General features: G+C 70.1%; 21 protein-coding genes and 1 riboswitch. Of the genes, 16 read left to right on the top strand and 5 right to left on the bottom strand.

Features of this window, described 5'->3' with window-relative positions:
* The first annotated feature begins 27 nt into the window (after positions 1-27).
* Entirely contained in the window at positions 28-1,503 is a 1,476-nt protein-coding gene (locus OO70_RS40315) for an HAD-IA family hydrolase (RefSeq protein ID WP_043683366.1), read from the top strand.
* An 85-nt stretch (positions 1,504-1,588) separates the two neighbouring features.
* Here the strand turns inward: OO70_RS40315 and OO70_RS40310 are convergent, their stop codons facing one another.
* On the bottom strand, positions 1,589-2,461 hold the full coding sequence (locus OO70_RS40310) for a DUF1963 domain-containing protein (RefSeq protein ID WP_051742060.1): 873 nt from the start codon (positions 2,459-2,461) through the stop codon (positions 1,589-1,591).
* Positions 2,462-2,695: 234 nt separating this feature from the next.
* Between OO70_RS40310 and OO70_RS40305 the strand changes: the two genes are divergently transcribed.
* Together OO70_RS40305 and OO70_RS40300 are read left to right on the top strand one after the other, a co-directional pair.
* Complete coding sequence (locus OO70_RS40305) at positions 2,696-3,484, top strand: carbon-nitrogen hydrolase family protein (protein ID WP_043683361.1); 789 nt, start codon at positions 2,696-2,698, stop codon at positions 3,482-3,484.
* A 52-nt stretch (positions 3,485-3,536) separates the two neighbouring features.
* Positions 3,537-5,237 carry a flavin monoamine oxidase family protein gene (locus OO70_RS40300; protein WP_043683359.1) on the top strand — a complete coding sequence of 567 codons (1,701 nt, stop codon included), beginning with the start codon at positions 3,537-3,539 and terminating at the stop codon, positions 5,235-5,237.
* 36 nt (positions 5,238-5,273) lie between these two features.
* On the opposite strand, the gene OO70_RS40295 is transcribed toward OO70_RS40300, so the two are convergent.
* Positions 5,274-6,203 carry an LLM class F420-dependent oxidoreductase gene (locus OO70_RS40295; protein ID WP_043683357.1) on the bottom strand — a complete coding sequence of 310 codons (930 nt, stop codon included), beginning with the start codon at positions 6,201-6,203 and terminating at the stop codon, positions 5,274-5,276.
* Positions 6,204-6,292: 89 nt separating this feature from the next.
* Positions 6,293-7,003, bottom strand: a complete 711-nt coding sequence (locus OO70_RS40290) for a DUF5995 family protein (protein WP_043683354.1) — start codon at positions 7,001-7,003, stop codon at positions 6,293-6,295.
* 181 nt (positions 7,004-7,184) lie between these two features.
* On the opposite strand from OO70_RS40290, the gene OO70_RS40285 reads away from it, so the two are divergent.
* From OO70_RS40285 to OO70_RS40275, 3 genes are all read left to right on the top strand, one after another.
* A complete protein-coding gene (locus OO70_RS40285) occupies positions 7,185-8,309 on the top strand; it encodes a glycoside hydrolase family 6 protein (protein WP_043683415.1) in 1,125 nt (374 codons plus the stop codon).
* Positions 8,310-8,423: 114 nt separating this feature from the next.
* Positions 8,424-9,689, top strand: coding sequence for an alginate lyase family protein (locus tag OO70_RS40280; protein WP_043683351.1), 1,266 nt, complete (start codon positions 8,424-8,426; stop codon positions 9,687-9,689).
* A gap of 143 nt (positions 9,690-9,832) precedes the next feature.
* Positions 9,833-10,291, top strand: a complete 459-nt coding sequence (locus tag OO70_RS40275; protein ID WP_043683347.1) for an acyl-CoA thioesterase — start codon at positions 9,833-9,835, stop codon at positions 10,289-10,291.
* Here the strand turns inward: OO70_RS40275 and OO70_RS40270 are convergent.
* Positions 10,251-11,462 carry an MFS transporter gene (locus OO70_RS40270; RefSeq protein ID WP_043683345.1) on the bottom strand — a complete coding sequence of 404 codons (1,212 nt, stop codon included), beginning with the start codon at positions 11,460-11,462 and terminating at the stop codon, positions 10,251-10,253. The two genes, OO70_RS40275 and OO70_RS40270, sit on opposite strands and share 41 nt — an antisense overlap.
* 144 nt (positions 11,463-11,606) lie before the next feature.
* On the opposite strand from OO70_RS40270, the gene OO70_RS40265 reads away from it, so the two are divergent.
* The 10 genes from OO70_RS40265 (at position 11,607) to OO70_RS40220 (ending at position 20,708) form a co-directional block, all read left to right on the top strand.
* Positions 11,607-12,821: an ROK family transcriptional regulator gene (locus tag OO70_RS40265; protein WP_043683343.1), complete on the top strand. Its 1,215-nt coding sequence runs from the start codon at positions 11,607-11,609 to the stop codon at positions 12,819-12,821.
* A 219-nt stretch (positions 12,822-13,040) separates the two neighbouring features.
* Positions 13,041-13,174, top strand: a riboswitch (FMN riboswitch).
* A 150-nt stretch (positions 13,175-13,324) separates the two neighbouring features.
* Positions 13,325-13,927, top strand: coding sequence for a riboflavin synthase (locus tag OO70_RS40260; RefSeq protein ID WP_043683340.1), 603 nt, complete (start codon positions 13,325-13,327; stop codon positions 13,925-13,927).
* The gene (locus OO70_RS40255) at positions 13,924-14,565 is read left to right on the top strand and encodes a nicotinamide mononucleotide transporter family protein (RefSeq protein WP_043683336.1); all 642 of its coding nucleotides are present in this window, start codon (positions 13,924-13,926) and stop codon (positions 14,563-14,565) included. The genes OO70_RS40260 and OO70_RS40255 overlap by 4 nt, the downstream gene beginning before the upstream one ends.
* Positions 14,562-15,851, top strand: a complete 1,290-nt coding sequence (locus OO70_RS40250) for a bifunctional 3,4-dihydroxy-2-butanone-4-phosphate synthase/GTP cyclohydrolase II (RefSeq protein ID WP_043683333.1) — start codon at positions 14,562-14,564, stop codon at positions 15,849-15,851. Before OO70_RS40255 ends, OO70_RS40250 begins: the two co-directional genes overlap by 4 nt.
* Positions 15,852-15,903: 52 nt before the next feature.
* Positions 15,904-16,389: a 6,7-dimethyl-8-ribityllumazine synthase gene (gene ribH / locus OO70_RS40245; RefSeq protein ID WP_043683330.1), complete on the top strand. Its 486-nt coding sequence runs from the start codon at positions 15,904-15,906 to the stop codon at positions 16,387-16,389.
* Between the two features lie 34 nt (positions 16,390-16,423).
* Positions 16,424-16,696, top strand: a complete 273-nt coding sequence (locus tag OO70_RS40240) for a phosphoribosyl-ATP diphosphatase (protein WP_018534786.1) — start codon at positions 16,424-16,426, stop codon at positions 16,694-16,696.
* Between the two features lie 71 nt (positions 16,697-16,767).
* Positions 16,768-17,625 carry an ATP phosphoribosyltransferase gene (hisG, locus tag OO70_RS40235; protein ID WP_043683325.1) on the top strand — a complete coding sequence of 286 codons (858 nt, stop codon included), beginning with the start codon at positions 16,768-16,770 and terminating at the stop codon, positions 17,623-17,625.
* A gap of 62 nt (positions 17,626-17,687) precedes the next feature.
* Entirely contained in the window at positions 17,688-18,131 is a 444-nt protein-coding gene (locus OO70_RS40230; RefSeq protein WP_043683322.1) for a PH domain-containing protein, read from the top strand.
* 175 nt (positions 18,132-18,306) lie between these two features.
* On the top strand, positions 18,307-19,641 hold the full coding sequence (locus OO70_RS40225) for a hemolysin family protein (RefSeq protein WP_043683319.1): 1,335 nt from the start codon (positions 18,307-18,309) through the stop codon (positions 19,639-19,641).
* On the top strand, positions 19,638-20,708 hold the full coding sequence (locus OO70_RS40220) for a hemolysin family protein (RefSeq protein ID WP_043683316.1): 1,071 nt from the start codon (positions 19,638-19,640) through the stop codon (positions 20,706-20,708). The genes OO70_RS40225 and OO70_RS40220 overlap by 4 nt, the downstream gene beginning before the upstream one ends.
* A gap of 134 nt (positions 20,709-20,842) precedes the next feature.
* On the opposite strand, the gene OO70_RS40215 is transcribed toward OO70_RS40220, so the two are convergent.
* Positions 20,843-22,702 (bottom strand): AAA family ATPase, encoded by a 1,860-nt coding sequence (locus tag OO70_RS40215; RefSeq protein ID WP_043683315.1) that lies wholly within the window; start codon positions 22,700-22,702, stop codon positions 20,843-20,845.
* Positions 22,703-22,778 lie beyond the last annotated feature (76 nt).

The raw sequence follows: 22,778 nt of genomic DNA, 5'->3' as shown, positions 1-22,778 counted from the left end.
AGTGAACCCGCACCGAAAGAGAGAAACGTGACCCCCCACACCCAACTCCCGCTCCAGGCCGTCCTGTTCGACATGGACGGCACGCTCGTCGACACCGAGCGGCTGTGGTGGGAGGCGGTGGAGCAGGTCGCGGGCAGAACCCTGACGGACGCGGACCAGTCGGAGGTGCTCGGCCGACCGGTCGAGCACACCGCCGACTGGCTCGCCACGACCACGGACGCGTCGGCGGCGGACCTCGCGGCCGAGCTGCACCGGGAGTTCGCCGCCCGCGTCCGCACCGGCATCGTGCCCCGCCCCGGCGCGCTCGACCTCCTCGACGCCCTCGCCCGCGACGGCGTCCCCACGGCGCTCGTCACCGCGTCCCCCCGCGCGGTCGCCGACACCGTCCTCGACGCCCTCGGCGCGAGCCGTTTCGCGGTCTCCGTCACCGCCGACGACACCGGGCCCACCAAGCCCGCGCCCGATCCCTACCTCGCCGCCTGCCGCGCTCTCGGCGTCGACCCGGCGGCCTGCGTGGCCGTCGAGGACACCCAGACCGGCGTCAGCTCCGCCGAGGCGGCCGGCTGCGCGGTCCTCGCCGTACCGTCGCTGGCCCCGATCGACGCGGCCCCGGGCCGGACGGTCCGGGCGAGCCTCGTCGGGGTGACCCCGGCTACCCTGCGCGCGATGGTGACGCACGAATCGCCGTACGAGCTACGCGTGTTGACCTGGAACCTCTGGCTCGGCGGCAGCAAGGTCGACGACCACCGCACCAAGCAGCTCAAGGCGATCGCGGAGACCGGCGCGGACGTGGTCGGCCTCCAGGAGACCGGCGGCACCGCCGCCGAGGAACTGGCCGAGGCGCTCGGCTGGTACCACCACCGCGCGGGCGAGAACCTCGGCGTCATCAGCCGCCACCCGATCACCGCCTGCTTCGGCGACCCGGACGTCGGCTTCTACGGAGCGGCCGGGGTGCGCATCGCCGTAGGGGAGGGGCGTGAGGTCGATCTGTGGACCTGCCACCTCGACTACACGCCCTACGGCCCGTACGAGTCCGCCTTCGACGGGCTCCCGGCCACCGACCTGATTGCCCACGAGGACGTACGGCTCGCCCAGATGCGGGATGCCCTCGGCCGGATCGCGGAGGTGGCCGATGACGCCGTCCCCGTCGTGCTGGTCGGTGACTTCAACAGCCCCTCGCATCTGGACTGGCCGGATGTCGAATGGCCGGTGACGAAGGCGGCGGCGGAGGCGGGGTTGCGGGACTCCTACCGGGAGGTCCACCCGGATCCGGCTGCGGAACCTGGGCACACCTGGTCGCCGATCCACCCCGTGCACGAGGACGGCAGTGGGCGCGCCGAGCCGCAGGACCGTATCGACTACGTCCTGCACCGGGGGCTGACGGTGCTCGACTCTCGGACCTTCGTGGTCGGCACGCCTAGCCCCTGGCCGGACGTGTCCAGCAACTGCTGGCCGTCGGACCACGCGGCTGTCCTCACGGTGTTTGCGGTGCCCCGGCGTTAGCGCTCCGCTGGAAGGTTCGTGCGTCGGCCGCGGGTCCGTTGTGGCTGGGCGCGCAGTTCCCCGCGCCCCTTTGAGGTGTTGCCCTTCAGGGGTTCCAGAAGAAGGACACGTGTGCGCGGTCGAAGCGGTGCTCGGCCAGGTCCTGGCGCGGGATCACCCAGTGCAGGGTGGAGCCCTCCCGGCCGTCGAGCCCGATGTCCCACTGGGCGAGCAGCACCCACTCCGCGGCGGCGGGCAGCTCGGCGGTGTCGGCGGACCCGGGGGACTGCTCGGCCCGGACCCGTCGCGACTGCTCCGCGTCCGCCGCGGCGTCCGTGACGGGGTCCGTCTCCGTGCACTCGTGGGAGGCGTACCCGCCGATGTGCAGCGGTCCGTCGACGACGATGTCGCCGTACGTCTCCTCCCACGCCTCGGCCAGCTCCCAGGCATGGGGATGGCCGGGGAGCGTGACGGTCTCCTCGCCGGTCTCCGGGGACGGGGCCAGGAAGTGGGACGGCAGACAGACATCGGGCGCCAGCCGCAGCTCCTCCTGCGGGAACTGCTCGTGGATCGCGCGCGTCGCGTCGTCGTAGACGCTCTCGTACTTCGGCCTCCGCTCCTCGACGGGTGTCCCCTCGGGGAGGTACACGACGTCTCCGGCGCTACCGCCGTAGTACGTCATCTCGGGGAAGCCGAAGAGCAGCAGCCGACCGTCGGCCGGCAGCGCGAGGCCCGTCGTCTCCTCGGGCAGGGCCGCGCAGTCGAGGGTCGCGAGTAACGGGGACCAGGGGTCGGGGGCGTCGGCGGGCAGCAGCAGCGGCCCGCCGAACCTGCCGACGACCGGCCCGTCCCCGCCGGTGACGAGGGTCCCGGACGGACGCGCGGTGGCGATCCACCGCTCGACGTCCTGGAGCGGTATCCCGCGGCCCAGTGCTTCCGTACGGAACGGCGCGAGCCGGTTGATCAGTTCAGGATTCATGCGCGGAAACATACGCCCGGGGCCTGACAACCGGTCCACCACACGGGAAACGGCCGACCGCGACCAGGCACGCAACGAATCGCCGCCCCACCGCACCCGCACGCAACAAAACGCTCACCGGCGCGCAACGGCTCCTTCTTGTCCGGCCCAGCCCCCCGGCCGTACCGTCTAGAGGGCCCCTCGATAGGTGGCTCTCCCCGCTTTTCCGCCTTTTCGTACCGGTGAGGAACACACATGCGCACCGCCCTGCTCCAGAGCTCCGGCCGCCCCGGCTCCCTCGTCGAGAACCTCAAGGTCCTCGACGAGGCCGCGGGCCGGGCCGCGGCCGGCGGCGCCGGGCTGCTCGCGGCCCCCGAGATGTTCCTCACCGGGTACGCGATCGGCGACGACATCGGCCGCCTCGCCGAACCCGCCGACGGCGACTCCGCCGACACGGTCGCCGAGATCGCCGGCCGCCACGGACTCGCGATCGCCTACGGCTACCCGGAGCGCGACGGAGACGCCGTGTACAACTCCGCCCAGCTGATCTCCGCAGACGGCACCCGCCTCGCCAACTACCGCAAGACCCACCTCTTCGGCGACTTCGAGCGCGCCCACTTCACACCCGGCGAACAGCCGGTCGTCCAGGCCGAGTTGGACGGCCTGACCGTCGGCCTGATGATCTGCTACGACGTCGAGTTCCCGGAGCCCGTCCGCGCGCACGCCCTCGCCGGCACCGACCTGCTCCTCGTCCCGACGGCGAACATGCACCCGTTCCAGTTCGTCGCCGAGTCCCTGGTCCCGGTGCGCGCCTGGGAGAACCAGATGTACGTGGCGTACATCAACCGCATCGGCCAGGAAGGGGAGTTCGACTTCTTCGGCCTCTCCACGCTCGCCGGACCCGACGGAGTCGCCCGCACCCGCGCCGGCCGCGGCGAGGAACTCCTCCTCACGGACGTCGACCCCGAGCTGCTGGCCGACTCCCGCGCGGCGAACCCGTATCTGACGGACCGGCGCCCCGGCCTCTACGGGTCCCTGGCCTGAATCCCCAGCCTTCTCTTCCCTTTAGAGCTTTGTCGCAAGGAGTCCGTACCCCATGACGTCCACGGTGCCCAACGCCGTCCAGCACGCCGACGCGCAGCAGCCGCCGATCACCATGTTCGGGCCGGACTTCCCTTACGCGTACGACGACTTCCTCGCCCACCCGGCGGGCCTCGGCCAGATACCCGCGACCGAGCACGGCACCGAAGTCGCGGTGATCGGCGGCGGGTTGTCCGGCATCGTGGCCGCCTACGAGCTGATGAAGATGGGCCTCAAGCCCGTCGTCTACGAGGCCGACCGGATCGGCGGCCGACTGCGCACCGTCGGCTTCGAGGGCACCGGCACCGAGGAACTGACCGCCGAGATGGGCGCGATGCGCTTCCCGCCCTCCTCCACCGCCCTCCAGCACTACATCGACCTGGTCGGACTCGAGACCCGACCGTTCCCCAACCCCCTTGCCGAGGCGACCCCTTCGACCGTCGTCGACCTCAAGGGCGAGTCGCACTACGCGACCACCGTCGACGACCTCCCGCAGGTCTACCTCGACGTGATGCACGCCTGGAACGCCTGCCTCGAAGAGGGCGCCGACTTCTCCGACATGAACCGCGCCATGCGCGAACGCGACGTCCCGCGCATCCGCGAGATCTGGTCGAAGCTCGTCGAGAAACTCGACAACCAGACCTTCTACGGCTTCCTCTGCGACTCGGAGTCCTTCAAGTCCTTCCGGCACCGCGAGATCTTCGGCCAGGTCGGCTTCGGCACGGGCGGCTGGGACACCGACTTCCCCAACTCGATCCTCGAAATCCTGCGCGTCGTATACACCGAGGCCGACGACCACCACCGCGGCATCGTCGGCGGCTCCCAGCAACTCCCGCTCCGCCTCTGGGACCGCGAGCCGGAGAAGATCGTCCACTGGCCCTACGGCACCTCGCTGGCGTCCCTGCACGTGAACGGCGAACCCCGTCCCGCCGTGACCCGGCTGCACCGCACGGCCGGCAACCGGATCACCGTGACGGACGCCAACGGTGACATCCGCACCTACCGGGCGGCGATCTTCACCGCCCAGTCCTGGATGCTGCTCTCCAAGATCGCCTGCGACGACTCGCTCTTCCCGATCGACCACTGGACGGCGATCGAGCGCACCCATTACATGGAGTCCTCGAAGCTGTTCGTCCCCGTGGACCGGCCGTTCTGGCTCGACAAGGACGAGGAGACCGGCCGGGACGTCATGTCGATGACCCTCACCGACCGTATGACGCGCGGGACTTACCTCCTCGACGACGGTCCGGACAAGCCGGCCGTCATCTGCCTCTCGTACACATGGTGCGACGACAGCCTCAAGTGGCTGCCGCTGTCCGCCAACGAGCGGATGGAGGTCATGCTGAAGTCGCTCGGCGAGATCTACCCGAAGGTCGACATCAGGAAGCACGTCATCGGCAACCCGGTGACCGTGTCCTGGGAGAACGAGCCCTACTTCATGGGCGCGTTCAAGGCCAACCTGCCCGGCCACTACCGCTACCAGCGCCGCCTGTTCACCCACTTCATGCAGGACCGGCTGCCCGCGGACAAGCGGGGCGTCTTCCTCGCCGGCGACGACATCTCCTGGACGGCAGGCTGGGCCGAGGGCGCCGTCCAGACCGCGCTGAACGCGGTCTGGGGCGTCATGCACCAGCTCGGCGGCACGACCGACCCGACGAACCCCGGGCCGGGTGACGTCTACGACGACATCGCGCCGGTCGAACTCCCGGAGGACTGACGGGAGTTCAGCAGGTCGGGGTAAATCGGCCGGACTTCAGATCCCGGCCGCCCGCGCCTTCTCGTACACATCGGCGGCGACGTCCTTGAGTTCCTGGGCGTCCCGCGGGGTGGTCTGGAGGTCGATCAGGATCTCCTCCAGGCCGACCGTCGCGTGGGCCACGAGGTCCTCGACGATCTGGTCGGCGCTGCCCTGGAAGGGCTGGCGGTCGGGTCCGTCATAGGACTTGGCCGTGTGCACGCAGTTGACCCGCACGACCTTCTGGATCGGTTCCGTGCGGCCCCGTTCGGCCGCCAGGTCCTGCAACTCCCGCCACTCGACGGCCAGTTGCTCGGCGCCCATGCCCACGGGAATCCAGCCGTCGGCGCTGTCCACCAGCCGCTGCCGGGCCTTCTTGTTGCCCGCGGCCAGCAGGATCGGGATCGGCCGGGCGGGCTTGGGACCGACCACCGCGGAGGCGATCTTCGTCAGTTCTCCGTCGTACTTCACCGGGTCCGGGCCCCACACCGCCCGGCACACCTCGATCACTTCGTCGAGCACCCTGCCGCGCTCCTCGAATGGCCGGATGCCTGCGGCCGCGTACTCGTCGAGCGACCAGCCGGTGCCCAGGCCCGCGATCACCCGGCCACCGCTCGCCGCGTCCAACGAGGCCAGGGACTTGGCCAGTTGGAAGGGGATGCGCAGCGGTGCCACCAGCACACTGGTGCCCAGCCGCGCCCGCTCGGTGGCCGCGGCGGCGAGGGTGAGCGTGACCAGGGGCTCGGCCACGTCCCGGTACACGTCCGGCCAGGCGAGGCCCTCGATGTTGTACAGGCCCTGGGTGGCGGGCTCCGGGAAGAGGGCCCGCTCGAAGACCCACAGGCTTTCGTAGCCGATCTCCTCGGCGGTGCGTGCCACGTCGGGAACGTCCGTGCCGATGGAATACTGCCGCATCTGGGGGAGGCCGAGGCCTAACCGAGCCGTCATTCCGGTGCTCCTTCGCAGTCGGGTGCGTGCCGTCAACGTAGGGCGATCACAAGGGGATTCCGAGGGGGCGGCGATCGGATCGGGCCACCTCAGTCGGGCAGCGGGGTGAGCATCATGCGGCCCGCGAGCCCCACCGCCGCGTCCAGCCGTTCGGTGAACTCCTCGGCGACATCGGGCAGTCCGCGCAGCGCCCACAGGGCCCGCGACGCCGTCCAGGTCGCCTCCCGGGCGCGCTCCAGGCTCCACGAGCCGAGCAGATGGGTCAGCGGGTCGGCGATCTGGAACAGGTCGGGCCCCGGCATCAGATCCTCGCGGATGCGCTCCTCCAGCGACACGAGGAGATCGCCCACGCGGTCGAACTCGTCCTCCAGCTCGGCGGGTTCGCAGTCGAGCGTACGACAGGCGTCCACGACGGCGAGCGCGAGATCGTGGCCGATATGGGCGTTGATGCCGGACAGGGCGAACTGCACTGGTCGTACGCCCGGATGCCGGCGCAGCTGGAACAGCGGGCGCCAACAGGCGGGCGGGCGCCGTCCGTTCGTCACCGTGTCCACGGCGGCGAGGTACCGCTCCGCGAACCGCACGTCGAGCGTGATCGCGGCCCGCGCGTCGGCGAACCGCCCGGCGTCGATGCGCCGGTCGACCGCCTCCGTGACGGCGAGGTAGACGCGGTTGAACACCGCGACCCCGTCCCGCGCGGGCAGGCACTCGTCGAGGGCGCGCAGACGGGAGACGACGGAGTCCACGGGAGTGTCTACTGGTGCGTCTACAGATGTGGTGAAGTGCTCCAATTGCGGCATGGGGGCAGGGTCCCAGTCCTAGGCTGGCCGAGGTGCCGGCGGGACCGATGCTTCCCCAGAACGGGGGAGCGCGTCCGTCGCAGGGGAGCACGGGAGGGGGAACCGCGCGGTGGCAGGCCTACGCGCCCAACGGCTGGCCGTACGCAAGGCCGAGCGCAGGCGGGCCGCACGGCGCGGCGTGCTGGTCGCGGTGGCCTCGGTCGTGGTCGCGGTCGGCACCGTGACCGGGACGATCAACGCGCTGGGCGACGGCCGCGGTTCGGAGGCGGCGAGGCCCGACGCGACCGGAGCGACGCTTCTGGTACCGCTGCCTGACGCACCGTCAACCTCCGCGTCCACGAAGGCCAGTGCCTCCGCTTCCGCGAAGCCGAAGAAGAGCACGGCGCCCTCGCCGACGAAGACGACGAAGGCGGGGAAGAAGACACAGGAGGCCGCCGCCGTGTCCCCGCGCCTCTACCGTCACCCCGAGTCCCAGGTCCTCGACTGGGTCCGCGCCCACCCCGACGACCCCCGCACCGAGGTCATAGAGACACGGATCGCCGACCAGCCTGCGGCGGTGTGGTTCGCCGACTTCACGCCGTCGACGATCACCTCCCGGGTCCGCGCGGTCACTTCGGGCGCCGCGGCGCAGGGCCGGGTGCCGGTCGTCGTGCCGTACGCGATCCCGGACCGGGACTGCGGCGGGGCCTCCGAGGGCGGGGCGTCCGACTTCGACGCGTACGACGGGTGGATCGACAACTTCGCGGCGGGGCTGGGTTCCGGCGAGGTCGTCGTCATCCTCGAGCCCGACTCCATAGCCCAGGCCGACTGCCTCTCCGACGCCCAACGTGCCGACCGCTTCGCGGCGTTGGCCCGCGCCGGCCGCGTCCTGAAGGCCGCCGACCCCAAGGCCCGCGTGTACTACGACGCGGGCCACTCCGACTGGAACCCGGCCGCGCAACAGGCGGCCCTGCTCAAACAGGCGGGCGCGGCCTCGGCCGACTCCTCCGACGGGATCTTCAGCAACGTCTCCAATTTCCACACCACTTCGGCCGAGATCGCCTACGACCGTCAGGTCCTCGACGCCCTCGGCGGCCCCGCGAGCCTCGGCGCCGTCATCGACACCAGCCGCAACGGCAACGGCGCCCCGGCCGACGGCCAGTGGTGCGACCCGGCCGGCCGGAAGATCGGCCGCGCGCCGACCCTGAACACCGGCGAGGCCCGGATCGACGGCTACCTGTGGGTCAAGCTGCCGGGGGAGTCGGACGGCTGCAAGGGCACGGCCGGCACGTTCACGGCGTCGTACGCCTACGACTTGGCGCGCTGACCGCCATCTCTGTACATGAATCCGGTCCGGACCATTGTCACGGCTGCCGCACGGTCTTACGCTCGCACGGTTCCATTCATGAACGTTGTTCATATACATGTTTGGAGTTGGTGCATGAGTGCCAGACCCCGCCTCGGCGTCCTCCTCGCTGCCGTGGCCATCCTGACAGCCGTGTTCGTCCCCTCGGCCGCCGCGCACTCGGCGCCGACCGCCCCCGACACCGCCGTCCTCGACGGCACCCGCCTCCAGCAGACCAAGCTCCGCCTGGACCACGGCGACCCCCAACTCCGCCGCTCGCTCAAGCAGTTGACGACCCGCGCCGACAACTGGCTGCACCAGGGACCCTGGACGGTCGTGGACAAACCAAAGCCCGCCCCCGGCGGCGATGTTCACGACTACCTGAGCCAGGCCCCCTACTGGTGGCCCACGACCACCCCGACCGCCTCCAACCCCTGGGGCTGCCCTTACGTCCAGCGCGACGGACAGCGCAACCCTGAAGTCGACGCGGGTACCGACCGCCAGGACGTGGAGAAGGTCTTCGACTCGACGTACGACCTCTCGCTCGCCTGGTACTACACCGGTGACAAGCGCTACGCCGAGAAGGCCGACCAGGTTCTGCGCACCTGGTTCCTCGACCCGGCCACGAAGATGAACCCCAACCTGAACCACGCCCAGTTCATCCCGTGCAAGTACGACGGCCGCGCCATCGGCGTCATCGACTTCTCCCAGTCGTACACCAGCGTCGTCGACGCCGTCGCGATCCTCGGCACCGGCGCCCCCGGCTGGACGAAGAACGACCGCACGGCGATGGCCCGTTGGAACTCCGACTTCCTGGGCTGGCTGCAGAACAGCGCCTTCGGCAAGGAGGAGGGCGCCGCCGCCAACAACCACGGCACCTTCTACGACATGCAACTCGCCGCCCTCGCCTACGCGACCGGCGACAAGGCGCTGGCCAAACGGACCGTGCTCGACGCGCGCGCCAAACGCATAGGCCCGCAGATCGCGGGCGACGGCAGCCAGCCGCAGGAGCTCGCGCGGACCCGGAGTTGGCACTACTCGACCTTCGACCTGGTCGCGTACACGCGGCTCGCGGCGATCGGCCGGCATGTCGGCGTGAACCTGTGGACCTATCAAGGCCCGGACGGGCAGGGCCTGTTGAAGGCGGTGGACTATCTGCTGCCCGCCGCGACCGGGGCCGCCGCGTGGGCGCATCCGGAGCTGGAGTTCTACCGGTACGCGGCGAGCGACGTCGTCCACGCGGCGGCCGACGCGGGCGACGCGCGGGCGCAGGCCGCCGTACCGAAGCTGGAGGCGCCACCCGGCGGTGACCTGTGGGCGCTGCGGCCGGCGGCGGAACAGCTGGACTCGATCGCCGGCTGACCGGCTCCCACGGGCCCGCCCGATCAGGGCCTCCGGGGCCTGCCCTGCCAGGGCCTTCCCGACAGGGGTTCCTGAGCGGTTGCTTAGAATGGGGCGTCCCCACAGTCTCCACCGCCCCACCAGCACCGCTCGGGAGCCCCGCAGTGACCGTCGAAAGCCCGCCCGCCACCGCCCTGTCCCACGGCCGGCTCCTCCCCGTCACCGTCCACTTCGACGACCTCGACGCGCTCGGCATGCTGCACAACGCCCGCTACCCGCTCCTCGTCGAGCGGGCGTGGACCGAGCTGTGGCAGGAGCACGGGGTCCGCTTCGACGGTGACTGGGCGAGCGCCGGGGACGCCTGCAACGTGGTGAAGGAACTGCTGATCAGCTACGAGGCACCGGTCACCAGGCCCGGGGCGTACGCCGTCCACCTCTGGCTCGACCGGCTGGGCAACACCGGCCTGACCTACGGCTTCCGGCTCTGCTCGGTGGACGGTGAGGTGACGTATGCGACCGGCACCCGGGTGTTGGTCCGGCTGGACGCGGAGACTCTGCGCCCCGCGCCCTGGAGCGAGGGGTTCAGGGCCGTGGGCCGGACACTGCTGCGCTCGGCGGGCTGACCTTCGGGCGGTCCCGGTCCCCGGCGCGCAGTACGCCCGCGAAGACCACGAGCCCACCGGCCAGCGCGGTGACCAGGCAGAACGACACGACCAGGCTGGTCGCCTGCGCCACCCCGCCGATCAGGCTCGGCGCGACCAGCCCCGAGGTGTAGGTGATCGTCGCCACGCCCGCGATGGCCTGGCTCGGGTTGGGCCCGTTGTGGCCGGCGGCGGCGAAGCACAGCGGGACGACCACGGCGATGCCCAGGCCGAGCAGCCCGAAGCCGCTGATCACCAGGGCCGGGCTGTCCGCGAGGACGATCAGCAGCCCGCCGAGCACGGCCAGGACACCGCCCGCGCGGACCGTACGGACCGAGCCGAAGCGGTTCACCACCGCGTCGCCGACCAGCCGGGCCACCGCCATCGTCAGCATCAAACCGGTCGTCGCGGCTGCCGCGAGACCGGCCGACGTGTCCAACTGGGTCCGCAGGAACACCGCCGACCAGTCCAGGCTCGCCCCCTCCGCGAACACCGCGCAGAAGCCCACCGCGCCGATGAGCAGCGCCGACCTGGGCGGCAGCGTGAACCGGGGTGGCGCTTCCTCCTCCTCGCCCGGCTGGATGTCGAGCACCCAACGGCAGGCGGTCACGCCGAGCAGGGTGAGGGTCAGGGCCGCGATGAGATGGTGCACGCGCGCGTCCGAGCCGAGGTGAGCGGCCAGCGTGCCGCCCGCCGAACCGATCAGGGCGCCCGCGCTCCACATGCCGTGCAGCCCGGACATGATCGACTTGCCGAGCAGGCGCTCGATCTCGACACCGAGCGCGTTCATGGCGACGTCTGCCATGCCCGCGCTCGCGCCGTAGGTGAACATCGCCAGGCACAGGGTGACCAGGTTCGGCGCGAGGGACGGCAGCACCAGGGACATCGTCCACAGGGAGATCAGCCCGCGCAGGGCCGTGCGGCTGCCGAAACGGTGGGTGATCCAGCCGGCCAGCGGCATCGAGCAGGAGGCGCCGAACGCCCCGAAGGCGAGGGCGAAACCGAGCCAGCCCGCCCCGACGTGCGCGTGGTCCTGGATCCACGGCACCCGGGTCGCGAACGAGCCGGTGACCGCGCCGTGCACGGCGAAGACGGCTGCCACGGCGTACCGGGACCGCTTCACCTCGTGTCGGTCGTAGACCACGTCACTCATGTGTCCGGCCCCTCCTGCTGTTCGGATCCCGCTGTTCGTATCCCCGTCCCCACTCGCGCCGCGTAAACTATCAGGAACCCTGCCTGATAGATAGAGATTTACCGGCCGCCCGCCGTACCCCCTCGATCTGGGAGGATTCCCGGCATGCCCGCATCACCGAGCACCGCCCGGGCCATCAACGACCGGCTCGCCCTGCGGCTGCTGCTGCGCGAAGGCCCGCTGACGGCAGGGCAGTTGAAGCAGTTCACCGGACTGTCCCGGCCCACCGTCGCCGACCTCGTCGAACGCCTCACGGCCTCCGGGCTGATCGAGATGGTCGGCGAGTCCGGGGCCCAACGACGCGGCCCGAACGCCCGGTTGTACGCCATCGTCGCCGACCGCGCTTACCTGGCCGCGCTGGATGTCCGCCTGGAGGGCGTCTCCGTACTCGTCTCGGATCTGGTCGGCCGAGTGCTCGCGGAGGCGTCCGTCCCGATCGACGGAGACTCCGGCACGGGACCGGCGGTCGAACAGGCCGTGGCCCTGGTGGAAAGGGCGGCGAAGGAGGCGGGCGCGGAGCGCCTGCACACGGTGGGCATCGGCGCCCCGGGTCTCATCGACCCGGCCACCGGCGAACTCCGCGACACCACGGGCCTGCCCGCGTGGCACCGGCGCCTGGTCGCCGCCCTCCAAGAGCGACTCCCCGACGCCCGTGTCGTAGTGGAGAACGAAACCAACCTCGCGGCCCTGGCGGAACAACGCGATGGCGCGGCCCATGACCGGGACACCTTCGTCCTCCTCTGGCTCGGCATGGGCATCGGTGCCGCGATCGTGCTGGACGGGGCGTTGCGCAGGGGAGCGTCCGGGGGTGCGGGAGAGATGGGCTTTCTTCCGGTGCCGGGGACGAGGGGGTTGCCTTCGGCGACGGACTGTGAGGGGGGTTTCCACTCGCTGGCGGGAGCGGGGGCCGTGGTCGAACTGGCCCGGGAATGCGGGGTGTTGGACGGCGAAGGTGGGGGAGAGGCGGCCGAGCTGGTGCAGTGGGCGGTCGCGGCGGTGGCTGGTGCCGGTGTCGACACCGGGCGGCCGGACCCCGCGCGAGGCACCGCTCCCGCCGTCCGCTTCCTGGACACCCTCGCCGACCGCCTCGCCCTCGGCGTCGCGTCCGTCGTCGCCCTGCTGGACCCCGGGTGCGTGGTCCTCGGCGGTGAGGTCGGCCAGGCCGGCGGCGACGAACTCGCCGTACGGGTCGCCGAACGGATTGGCCGTATGTCACCCCTGCCGGCAGAGGTGCGTCCCAGCATCCTCGGCGGCGCCGCCGTCCTGCGCGGCGCGCTGCTCACGGCGCAGGACGGTGCGCAGGACGAGCTGTTCGGTTGAGAGGCCCGGCGGTGGGCAAGGGCCGTCGTCACCACCGCCGGACCGGTTCATGGAGGTCCCGCCCGGAACTCCCGTACGGAGATCCAAAAAGGACTAGACCATATGATCCAGCAGGTGGGGGCCGATTGAGAAGTCCAGCGGCACAGTCTGTGAGCCACCCCACACAACTCACCTGGATGGACCCTTGCCAGGCGTGGCACACTGGCCATGTACCAGAAGCAGCGCACTCCGGGGTCGGTGAAAGTCCGAACCGGCGGTTATAGTCCGCGACCCGTCCGTGTTGTTCAGCGGCCGGTTGACCAGGTGGAATTCCTGGACCGACGGTTAAAGTCCGGATGGGAGGCAGTGCGCGGCGGGCGGGCATTCGTGCGCGCCGCCGTATTGGCTCGTCCTGCGTGGACGGGTTCTGTCCGGCGTCGTCCTCGGTGCTTCCGTTCGCTTCATTCTGTCGTCTTCGACAGACCCCGGAGTCCGTGCCCCGATGTGGCAGGAGGACCCGGGAAGTGTTCACCGGAATCGTCGAAGAGCTGGGTGAGGTCACCGCCGTCGAGAATCTCGACGACGCCTCCCGCTTTCGTCTGCGCGGCCCCGTCGTGACCGAGGGTGCGAAGCACGGCGACTCCATCGCCGTGAACGGCGTCTGTCTCACCGTCGTCGAGCACGAGGGTGACGAGTTCACCGCCGACGTCATGGCCGAGACCCTGAACCGCTCCAGCCTCGGCGTCCTCGCCGTCGGCTCCCGCGTCAACCTCGAACGCCCCATGGCCCTCGGCGCCCGCCTCGGCGGACACATCGTGCAGGGTCATGTCGACGGCACCGGCGCGGTGTTGGAGCGCAAGCCGTCCGAGAACTGGGAGCTCGTCAAGATCTCGCTCCCCGCCGACCTCACGCGCTACGTCGTCGAGAAGGGCTCCATCACCGTCGACGGCATCAGCCTCACCGTCGTCGACGCGGGCCCCGACTTCTTCACCGTCAGCCTCATCCCGACCACCCTCGACCTGACCACGCTCGGCCTCAAGCAGCCCGGCGACCCGGTCAACCTCGAGGTCGACGTCATCGCCAAGTACGTCGAGCGGCTGATGGGTTCACGCGAGGTGACCCCGTGAACTGGCTCAACTCCGAGGCGTTCGTCCTGTTCGGCCAGCACATCAAGTGGTCGGACATGATTGGCAACATCGTCGGCCTGATCGCCCTGGCCTTCGGCTGGCGGCGGTCGATCTGGAGCTGGCCCACGCAGTTCGTCTCCGGGGTCATCCTGTTCGCGGCCTTCGCCACGGCCCACCTCTCCGGCAGCGCCGGCAAGCAGATCGTCGTCATGGTCGTCGCCGTGTACGGCTGGTGGCAGTGGAACCGCGGCAAGGGCGGCGCCGACGGCCACATCACCCCCCGCTTCGCCACCTGGCGCGAGCGCGCGATCCTGGTCGGCTCCGCCGCCGTAGGAACGGTCGCGGTCGCCGCCCTCTTCAAGGCGTACCCGTCGCTCTCCTGGGACCCGTGGCCCGACGCCTACATCTTCGTCGGCACCATCGTCGCGATGTACGCCCAGGCCCGCGGCATGGTCGAGTTCTGGTTCGCCTGGCTCCTCGTCGACCTCGTCGGCGTCCCCCTCAACTTCGCCAACGGCTTCGCCTTCTCCGGCTTCGTCTACGTCATCTACGGCGCACTCGTCCTGTGGGGCATGCGCGACTGGTGGCTGCGCTCCCGCAAGGCCCCGCAGCCCGCCCTGGAAGGAGCGCCGGCATGACAGCGGCACCGATCCTGTACAGCACCGACGGTTTCGAGGACTTCTCCCTCGACCCGGTCGAGCAGGCCATCGCCGACATCGCGGCCGGCCGCCCGGTCGTGGTCGTCGACGACGAGGACCGCGAGAACGAGGGCGACCTCGTCATCGCCGCCGAGAAGGCCACCCCCGAGATCATCGCCTTCATGATGAGCGAGTGCCGCGGCCTGATCTGCGCCCCCATGGAGGGCGACGAGCTGGACCGGCTCCGGCTCCCGCAGATGGTCGAGGACAACACCGAGTCGATGAAAACCGCGTTCACAGTCTCCGTGGACGCATCCGCCGTTCACGGTGTGACCACCGGTATCTCGGCCTCCGACCGTGCGACCACGCTTCAGCTCCTCGCGAGCGGCACCGCGGAGGCGGACGACCTGGTCCGCCCCGGTCACGTCTTCCCGCTGCGCGCCCGCTCCGGCGGCGTGCTGGTCCGCAACGGCCACACCGAGGCCGCCGTCGACCTCGCCCGCCTCGCGGGCCTGCGCCCGGCCGGCGCGATCGTCGAGATCGCGGGCGAGGACGGCCGGATGCTCCGCCTCCCCGAACTGATCCCGTTCGCCCGCAAGCACGGCCTGACGATCATCTCCATCGAGGATCTGATCGCTTACCGGCAGACCGCCGAACCCACCGTCCGCCGCGAGGCCGAGGTCCAACTCCCCACCCGCCACGGCCAGTTCACGGCGTACGGCTACCGCTCCACCGTCGACGGCGTCGAGCACGTCGCCCTCGTCCACGGCGAGATCGGCGACGGCGAGGACGTCCTGGTCCGCGTCCACTCCGAATGCCTCACCGGTGACGTCTTCCATTCCCTGCGCTGCGACTGCGGCCCCCAGCTGGAGGCCTCCCTGGAGCGCATCCAGGAGGAGGGCAGGGGAGTGGTGGTCTACCTGCGCGGCCACGAGGGGCGAGGCATCGGCCTGCTCTCCAAGCTCCGGGCGTACGAACTCCAGGAGCGCGGCCGGGACACCCTCGACGCCAACCTCGAACTCGGCCTGCCCGCCGACGCCCGGGACTACGGCGCCGGCGCACAGATCCTGGAGGATCTCGGCGTCCACAGCCTGCGCCTGATGACGAACAACCCCGACAAGACCGACGCGCTCGTCCGCCACGGCCTCAAGGTCACCGGCCGGGAGCCGATGCCGATACAGGCGGGCGAGCACAACCTCCGCTACCTGCGCACCAAGCGGGACCGGATGGGCCACGACCTGCCCTGGCTGGACACGGCCCCCGTGTCCACCTGCGGCAACCAGTAGTCGCGCAACAAGCACTTCCACGCGGAATCGCACTTCTAGGAGACAAGAGAACGTGAGCGGCAAGGGCGCACCCGAACTGTCCGTACGCAACGTCGGAGACCTGCGGGTCGCCGTCATCGCGGCACAGTGGCACGAAAAGGTGATGGACGGTCTGGTGAACGGCGCCCTGCGCGCCCTGCACGACCTGGGGATCGACGAGCCGACCCTGCTCCGGGTCCCCGGCAGCTGGGAACTCCCGGTCGTGGCAAAGGTGTTGGCGGGCCGGGGCTACGACGCGATCGTCGCCCTCGGCGTCGTCATCCGCGGCGGCACCCCCCACTTCGAGTACGTGTGCCAGGGCGTGGTCCAGGGCCTCACCCAGGTCTCGGTCGAGACCGGCGTCCCCGTCGGCATGGGCGTCCTGACCTGCGACACCGAGGAGCAGGCCCTGGATCGGGCCGGCCTGGAAGGCTCGAACGAGGACAAGGGACACGAGGCGGTGACGGCGGCGGTGGCTACGGCGGCCACCCTCCGCTCAGTATCTGAACCGTGGCGTTAAGCCCACGATTGTTTGCAATAGGGTGGGCAGCACCATGTCCAATAAGACGTTCGAGGAGCTCTTCACCGAGCTCCAGCAGAAGGCCGCCACCGGCGACCCCGCCACTTCCCGCACCGCAGAGCTGGTCGGCAAGGGCGTCCATGCCATCGGCAAGAAGGTCGTCGAAGAGGCCGCCGAGGTCTGGATGGCCGCCGAGTACGAGGGCAAGGAGGCGGCCGCCGAGGAGATCTCGCAGCTGCTCTACCACGTCCAGGTGATGATGGTCGCCCGCGGAATCTCGCTGGACGACGTCTACGCCCACCTGTAAAAACCCTTTAGAACCGTTTCCGACAGTTCGCCCCTTTCCTCACCACTTTTCACGCGAAGGAAGCCGACCTCATGCTGCGCATCGCCGTCCCCAACAAGGGTTCCCTGTCAGGACCTGCGGCGGACATGCTGCATGAGGCCGGCTACCAGCAGCGCCGGGAGTCCAAGGAACTGCGGATCGTCGACCCGGTCAACGAGGTCGAGTTCTTCTACCTCCGCCCCCGCGACATCGCGATCTACGTCTCCTCCGGCCGCCTCGACATCGGCATCACCGGCCGCGACCTGCTGATCGACTCCGGTGCGAGCGCCGAGCCGATCCTCCCGCTCGGCTTCGCCCGCTCCACGTTCCGCTTCGCCTCCAAGCCGGGCGCCGCGAGCACCCTCGCGGACCTCAAGGGCAAGACGGTCGCCACCTCGTACGAGGGCATCGTCGGCAAGTACCTCGCGGACAACGGCGTCGACGCCTCCGTCGTCCACCTCGACGGCGCCGTCGAGACCGCCATCGAACTCGGTGTCGCCGAGGTCATCGCGGACGTCGTCGAGACCGGAACGTCCTTGCGCAACGCGGGACTTGAGGTCTTCGGCGACCCGATCATGAAGTCCGAGGCCGTCGTCATCCGCCGCACCGGCGCCGAGGCCGACGACACCGCCGAGCCCAAGGTCCAGCAGTTCCTGCGCCGCCTCCAGGGCGTCCTGGTCGCCCGGACGTACGTGATGATGGACTACGACTGCCGGGTCGAGCAGCTCGAGAAGGCCGTCGCGCTCACCCCTGGCCTGGAGTCCCCGACCGTCTCCCCGCTGCACAACGAAGGCTGGGTCGCCGTACGCGCGATGGTCCCCGCCAAGGAAGCGCAGCGGATCATGGACGACCTGTACGACATCGGCGCCCGGGCCATCCTGACGACGGCCATCCACGCCTGCCGTCTCTGAGAAACACGCCGAGAAACACATTGCGGAACACGTCGAGGAACAGGCCGAGGATCACGCCGACCATGTCCGAACTCCCCGCCCTGCCGGTCACGTTCCGGCCGGGCCGCACCCGTGCCGTGCTGCTCACCGCGGGCGTCGCGATCTTCGTCGTCATCACGACCGTCGCGATGCTCCTGGAGCAGCTCACCCCGGGGGAGAAGCTCAGCTTCGTCTTCACCGGTGCCGTCCTCTTCGGCGTACTGGCCCTGCTCGCGCGGGTGAAGGTCGTCGCCGACGAGTCCGGTGTCACCGTCGTGAACATCGTCAGCAGTCGCCGTCTGGAGTGGGCGGAGATCCTCCAGGTGAATCTCCGCCCCGGCGACCCCTGGGTGTTCCTCAACCTCAGCGACGGCACCAGCCTGCCCGTGCTCGGTATCCAGCCCGGTATCGCCAAGGAGCGGGCCATCGCGGATGCGCGCACTCTGCGGGCGCTCACCGAGGACCGGTCGACAAGGGATCTGCCGTAGATGGCCATGTCTTGATTAATCTGTTGTCGGTGGCGTTTTTCCTCACGCCTCCGCCACCGGTGTTCCCCCCTGTCTTCTGAGGCCCCCTGCTACCCGAGGAGTGACTCCCTCCAGCGATGGACGGATCGTCCTGTAGTACCTGCGCCGCCCCCTCCCGACATATCGAGGCGGCGGCATGACCATCCCCTTGTTGCTCCTCGGAGCGGCGATCCTGCTGATTCTGGCCAACGGCTTCTTCGTCGCCGCAGAGTTCGGGCTCGTCACCGTGGAGCGCCCCGAGGCCGAGAAGGCCGCCGCCGAGGGCGACCGACGGGCCGCCACGGTCGTCGAGTCGCTCAAGGAGCTGTCCTTCCAGCTCTCCGGCACCCAGCTCGGCATCACCATCACCTCCCTGGTCGTCGGCATGCTCGCCGAACCGGCCCTGGCGGAACTCCTGCACGGCCCGTTCAGTGCGATCGGCATCCCCGAGGGCGCTGTCTCCGGTGTCGCCGTGGTCGTCGGCATGCTGCTGGCCTCCGCCGTACAGATGGTGATCGGCGAACTCGTGCCCAAGAACTGGGCGGTGTCGCGGCCCCTGCAGGTCGCGCGCTTCGTCGCCGCACCGCAGCACGCCTTCGCCCGCCTGTTCCGCCCGGTGATCTCCGCGCTGAACACCGTCGCCAACCGGCTCGTCCGCGCCCTGGGCGTCGAGCCCACAGCGGAGCTGGCCTCCGCCCGCACCCCCGGTGAACTCGTCTCCCTGGCCCGGCACTCGGCGCAGGCCGGCACGCTGGAGCAGGACACCGCCGATCTCTTCGTACGGACGCTGTCACTGGGCGAATTGACCGCGCAGCACGTCATGACCCCGCGTGTGAAGGTCAGCGCGCTGCAGTCGTCGGCGACCGCCGAAGACGTGGTCAACCTGACCCGCGCCACCGGTCTGTCCCGCTTCCCCGTCTACCGCGAGAAGATCGACGAGATCGTCGGCATGGTCCACCTCAAGGACGCCCTGGCAGTGCCCTCGCACGCCCGCCTCCGCACCTCCGTCACCAGCATCGCCAAGTCCCCGGTACTGGTCCCCGAGACCCTGCCGGTCCAGCCGCTCCTCGCCAGGCTGCGCAGCGAACAGCCCATCGCCGTCGTCGTCGACGAGTACGGCGGTACGGCGGGAGTGGTCACCCTGGAGGACATCGTCGAGGAACTCGTCGGCGAGGTCCGCGACGAACACGACGGCCAGGACGTCCCCGAACTCGCCGCGGCGCCACCGGAGGACGGCAAGCCGGCCTGGGACGCCGACGGCAGCTGCCGCGTCGACATCCTCCAACGCATAGGCCTCGACGTCCCCGAGGGCCCGTACGAGACCGTCGCCGGACTGGTGGCCGACCTCCTCGGCCGTATCCCGGCCCCCGGCGACAAGGCCGAACTCCCCGGCTGGAGGCTGTCAGTCCGCCAGGTGGGCCACTACCGAGCCGAACGCGTCCGCCTGGTCCGCACGACTCCCGCCGTGAACGTCATGGAGGCGGCCCGATGACCGTCCTCCAACTCCTCTTCGCCGTCCTGCTGGTGCTCGCCAACGGCTTCTTCGTCGGCGCCGAGTTCGCCCTAGTCTCCGTCCGCCGCAGCCAGATCGAACCCCTCAACACCGCCCGCGCCCGACAGGTCCTCTACGGCCTGGAGCGGCTGCCGCAGATGATGGCGGCGGCCCAATTCGGCATCACCGTCTGCTCGTTGACGCTGGGCGCGGTGGCCGAGCCGACAGTCGCACATGTCCTGGAGCCGGTCTTCGAGTGGATGCATCTGCCCGAGGGCATGATCCACCCCCTCGGCTACATCCTCGCGCTCGCCGCGGTCGTCTTCTTCCACCTCGTCATCGGCGAGATGGTCCCGAAGAACCTCGCGATGGCCGCGCCGGAGAAGGCCGCGATGTGGCTCAGCCCCGGCCTGGTCGCCTTCGCCCGGATCTGCAAGCCGATCACCATCGCCCTCGGCGCCGTCGCCCAGGGCATCCTGCGGCTCTTCCACGTCGAGCCCAAGGACGAGGTCGAGGCCGTCTTCACCAGCGAACAGCTCAACCGCCTGGTGGAGGACTCCGGCCAGGCCGGCCTCCTCGACCCCGAGGAACAGGAACGCCTCGAGGACGCCCTGGAGTTGGGCTCCCGCCCGGTCACGGACGTCCTGCTGCGCCGCGAGAACCTGGTCACGGTCAGCCCCTCGGTCACCCCGGGCGAGATCGTCGCCCTCACCGCCCGCACCGGCTACTCCCGCTTCCCCATCGCCGCGGAGACCGGCGCCTTCATGGGCTACCTGCACGTCAAGGACGTACTCGACCTGGAGGAGTCCGAGCGAGCGGTCCCCCAACAGATCTGGCGCCCCATGACGACCCTACGATCCGAACTCCCCCTGGACGACGCCCTGACGGTCATGCGCCGCGCCGCAACGCATTTGGCCCAGGTGGCCGACGCGTCAGGCAAGGTGCTCGGCTTGGTGGCTCTGGAGGACGTACTGGAGCTGCTGGTGGGCGAGGTAACGGACCCGGCCCACCGTGAGGTCCCGGCCCAGCCGAGAACGGCAGAACTGAAGGAAACGGTCCCGAGCTGACAACTTGAAGCAGACGGCGCTTGGCTGACGCAGGTTCCCCTGCGCCTCTTTTAGGGGCGCGGGGAACTGCGCGACAAGCCCCCACCGGGCCGCAGCCGCGCAACAACAGATCCCCCCAACCCAGTGCGTACCGCTCAGCCGCCGGCAGGCCCCCGCCCCGACAACACCTCTCCATACGCCTGCATCAGATCCGGCAACCGCAACGTCGACAGATCATCCCGCGACAACATCCCGGGATACACCGACAACCGCAGATCCCGATACGCACAGCTCTTCTCGTACAAGGTCCGCAAGAACCGCCCGTTCCCGAGCTCGTCGATCCACCCCTGGTCGACCACATGCCCGGCGATGGACCGCAGCTCGTCCAACGCCTCCTCGTCCCACACGTCCCCGTTCTCCGCCGCCAACACCTCACCGATGGAAGTGAGTTCGAGCGGCCGGTACGAAGGAAAGTCGACGCGAGTCGTGAAGCGGGACGACAGCCCGGGGTTCGCGGCGAGCAACCGGTCCATCCCCTCCGGATAGCCGGCGAGGATCACCACAAGGTGATCGCGATTGTCCTCGGCCCGCTTCAACAGCACCTGCAAGGCTTCGTCGCCGTACGCGTCGCCCTTCCCGTAACCGGAGTTGGAGAGCGAATAGGCCTCATCGACGAAGAGCACCCCACCAATCGCGGAGTCGATCAACTCGTTGGCTTTCACGGCCGTTTGGCCGAGGTACTCACCGACCAGGTCGGCCCGCTGCGCCTCGACGAGATGGTCCCCGCCGAGCAGCCCGAGGGCGTAGAAGACCCGCCCCAGGATGCGGGCCACGGTGGTCTTGCCGGTACCCGAGGGCCCGGAGAAGACGAAGTGCCGTTTCGGCGGCTGTACCGGCAGCCCCTGCCCGGCCCGCAGCCGCGCCATGTTCAACTGGGCGGAAAGTGCCTTCACTTGGCGCTTGACCGGCTCCAACCCCACCATGCGCTCAAGCTCATTGAGCGCCTCCTCCAGTAAGACCGGGTCGGTGGGACCGGTGGGCAGCGGCGGTACCGGCACCGAGGTCTTCTCGCGCACCGAGTCGGCCGCGGAGGGCAGCGGACCGGTCGGCGGAAGACCGGGCTCCGACAGCTTCAGATCGCGCCCCTCCGCCCCGAACAGCGGATCGAGCCCGTCGGGCCCCTCCAGCGCGTCCTGCCCGCCGGAGAGCCTGATCGCCGCGAGGTCGCTCACGTCCTCGGACCCGTCGTACCCGTCGGAGTCCGTGATCGCGGCGAGCCGCGCCGAGGTGTCCATGAACGCGGGGTCGACGCGGTGCACCGCCCGGTACAGGGGGAGTGCGGCGGCACTGCGGCCGGTGCCCTCATGGGCCCGTGCCAGCCAGTACCGCAACTCCTTGCGCTGCGGCTGTTCGCTGCGACAGCGCATCAGCGCGGAGGACAGGAGCGGCTCGGCCTGGCCGTACATCTCCAGCCGCACCCGGGCCATCCCGCCGAACAACCCGGCCTCGATGCCCAGCAGTTGGTCGTTGATCAGCGGGTCCGTGTGCCGGACCAGCTGTTCCCAGTCCTTGACCAGATAGGCCCGGCAGGCGTGCAGGAAGCGGACCTGGTGGTCGGTGTCGACGGGCGGCAGTCCGGCCAACGCCCGGTCCAGCTCCGGCACATGGCGGCCGTCCAGCCAGTGAGAGGCGTGCGCGAGTAGCAGATCACGCGGACTCTCCAGCACCGGCTGTACCCACCAGCCCAGCCAGTACCAGGAGTTGAGTGTGCGGCGGTGCCTGGTGCGCTGTTCCCCGAAACGTTCCCGGTGCCGGTACATGCGCAGCAGCGCGGTCGTCGTGTCGACGCGCAACGCGTGCAGTCCGAGCCAGCCGTCGGCCATCCCGGGATCCATGCGCACCGCGGTGCGGAACTCCTCCTCCGCCTGCGGATAAGCGCCCATCGTGTAGGCGTCCACGCCTCGCAGCCACGCGAGGTCGGCCGGGGCCTCGGGGCCCTGCGTGCCGAAGTCCATCACGTCCCCCCACAAACCGTGCCCCCGTTGATTCACCGCCGGGCCGGCGCCCGTCGGCAGTCTGGGTCGAACCGCT

This window comes from Streptomyces xylophagus, assembly GCF_000716435.1.
In the GTDB taxonomy this organism is placed as follows: Bacteria; Actinomycetota; Actinomycetes; order Streptomycetales; family Streptomycetaceae; genus Streptomyces; species Streptomyces xylophagus.
The sequence above is the reverse complement of the archived record's forward strand: the minus strand, read 5'-3'. Positions and strand labels throughout refer to the sequence as shown.

Bases quoted from the DNA above. Each gene is read 5' to 3' on its own strand.
- OO70_RS40310 (WP_051742060.1), bottom strand. From the start codon at position 2,461: ATGAATCCTGAACTGATCAACCGGCTCGCGCCGTTCCGTACGGAAGCA.
- OO70_RS40305 (WP_043683361.1), top strand. From the start codon at position 2,696: ATGCGCACCGCCCTGCTCCAGAGCTCCGGCCGCCCCGGCTCCCTCGTC.
- OO70_RS40300 (WP_043683359.1), top strand. From the start codon at position 3,537: ATGACGTCCACGGTGCCCAACGCCGTCCAGCACGCCGACGCGCAGCAG.
- OO70_RS40295 (WP_043683357.1), bottom strand. From the start codon at position 6,203: ATGACGGCTCGGTTAGGCCTCGGCCTCCCCCAGATGCGGCAGTATTCC.
- OO70_RS40290 (WP_043683354.1), bottom strand. From the start codon at position 7,003: ATGCCGCAATTGGAGCACTTCACCACATCTGTAGACGCACCAGTAGAC.
- OO70_RS40280 (WP_043683351.1), top strand. From the start codon at position 8,424: ATGAGTGCCAGACCCCGCCTCGGCGTCCTCCTCGCTGCCGTGGCCATC.
- OO70_RS40270 (WP_043683345.1), bottom strand. From the start codon at position 11,462: ATGAGTGACGTGGTCTACGACCGACACGAGGTGAAGCGGTCCCGGTAC.
- OO70_RS40265 (WP_043683343.1), top strand. From the start codon at position 11,607: ATGCCCGCATCACCGAGCACCGCCCGGGCCATCAACGACCGGCTCGCC.
- OO70_RS40250 (WP_043683333.1), top strand. From the start codon at position 14,562: ATGACAGCGGCACCGATCCTGTACAGCACCGACGGTTTCGAGGACTTC.
- OO70_RS40240 (WP_018534786.1), top strand. From the start codon at position 16,424: ATGTCCAATAAGACGTTCGAGGAGCTCTTCACCGAGCTCCAGCAGAAG.
- hisG (WP_043683325.1), top strand. From the start codon at position 16,768: ATGCTGCGCATCGCCGTCCCCAACAAGGGTTCCCTGTCAGGACCTGCG.
- OO70_RS40230 (WP_043683322.1), top strand. From the start codon at position 17,688: ATGTCCGAACTCCCCGCCCTGCCGGTCACGTTCCGGCCGGGCCGCACC.
- OO70_RS40225 (WP_043683319.1), top strand. From the start codon at position 18,307: ATGACCATCCCCTTGTTGCTCCTCGGAGCGGCGATCCTGCTGATTCTG.
- OO70_RS40220 (WP_043683316.1), top strand. From the start codon at position 19,638: ATGACCGTCCTCCAACTCCTCTTCGCCGTCCTGCTGGTGCTCGCCAAC.
- OO70_RS40215 (WP_043683315.1), bottom strand. From the start codon at position 22,702: ATGGACTTCGGCACGCAGGGCCCCGAGGCCCCGGCCGACCTCGCGTGG.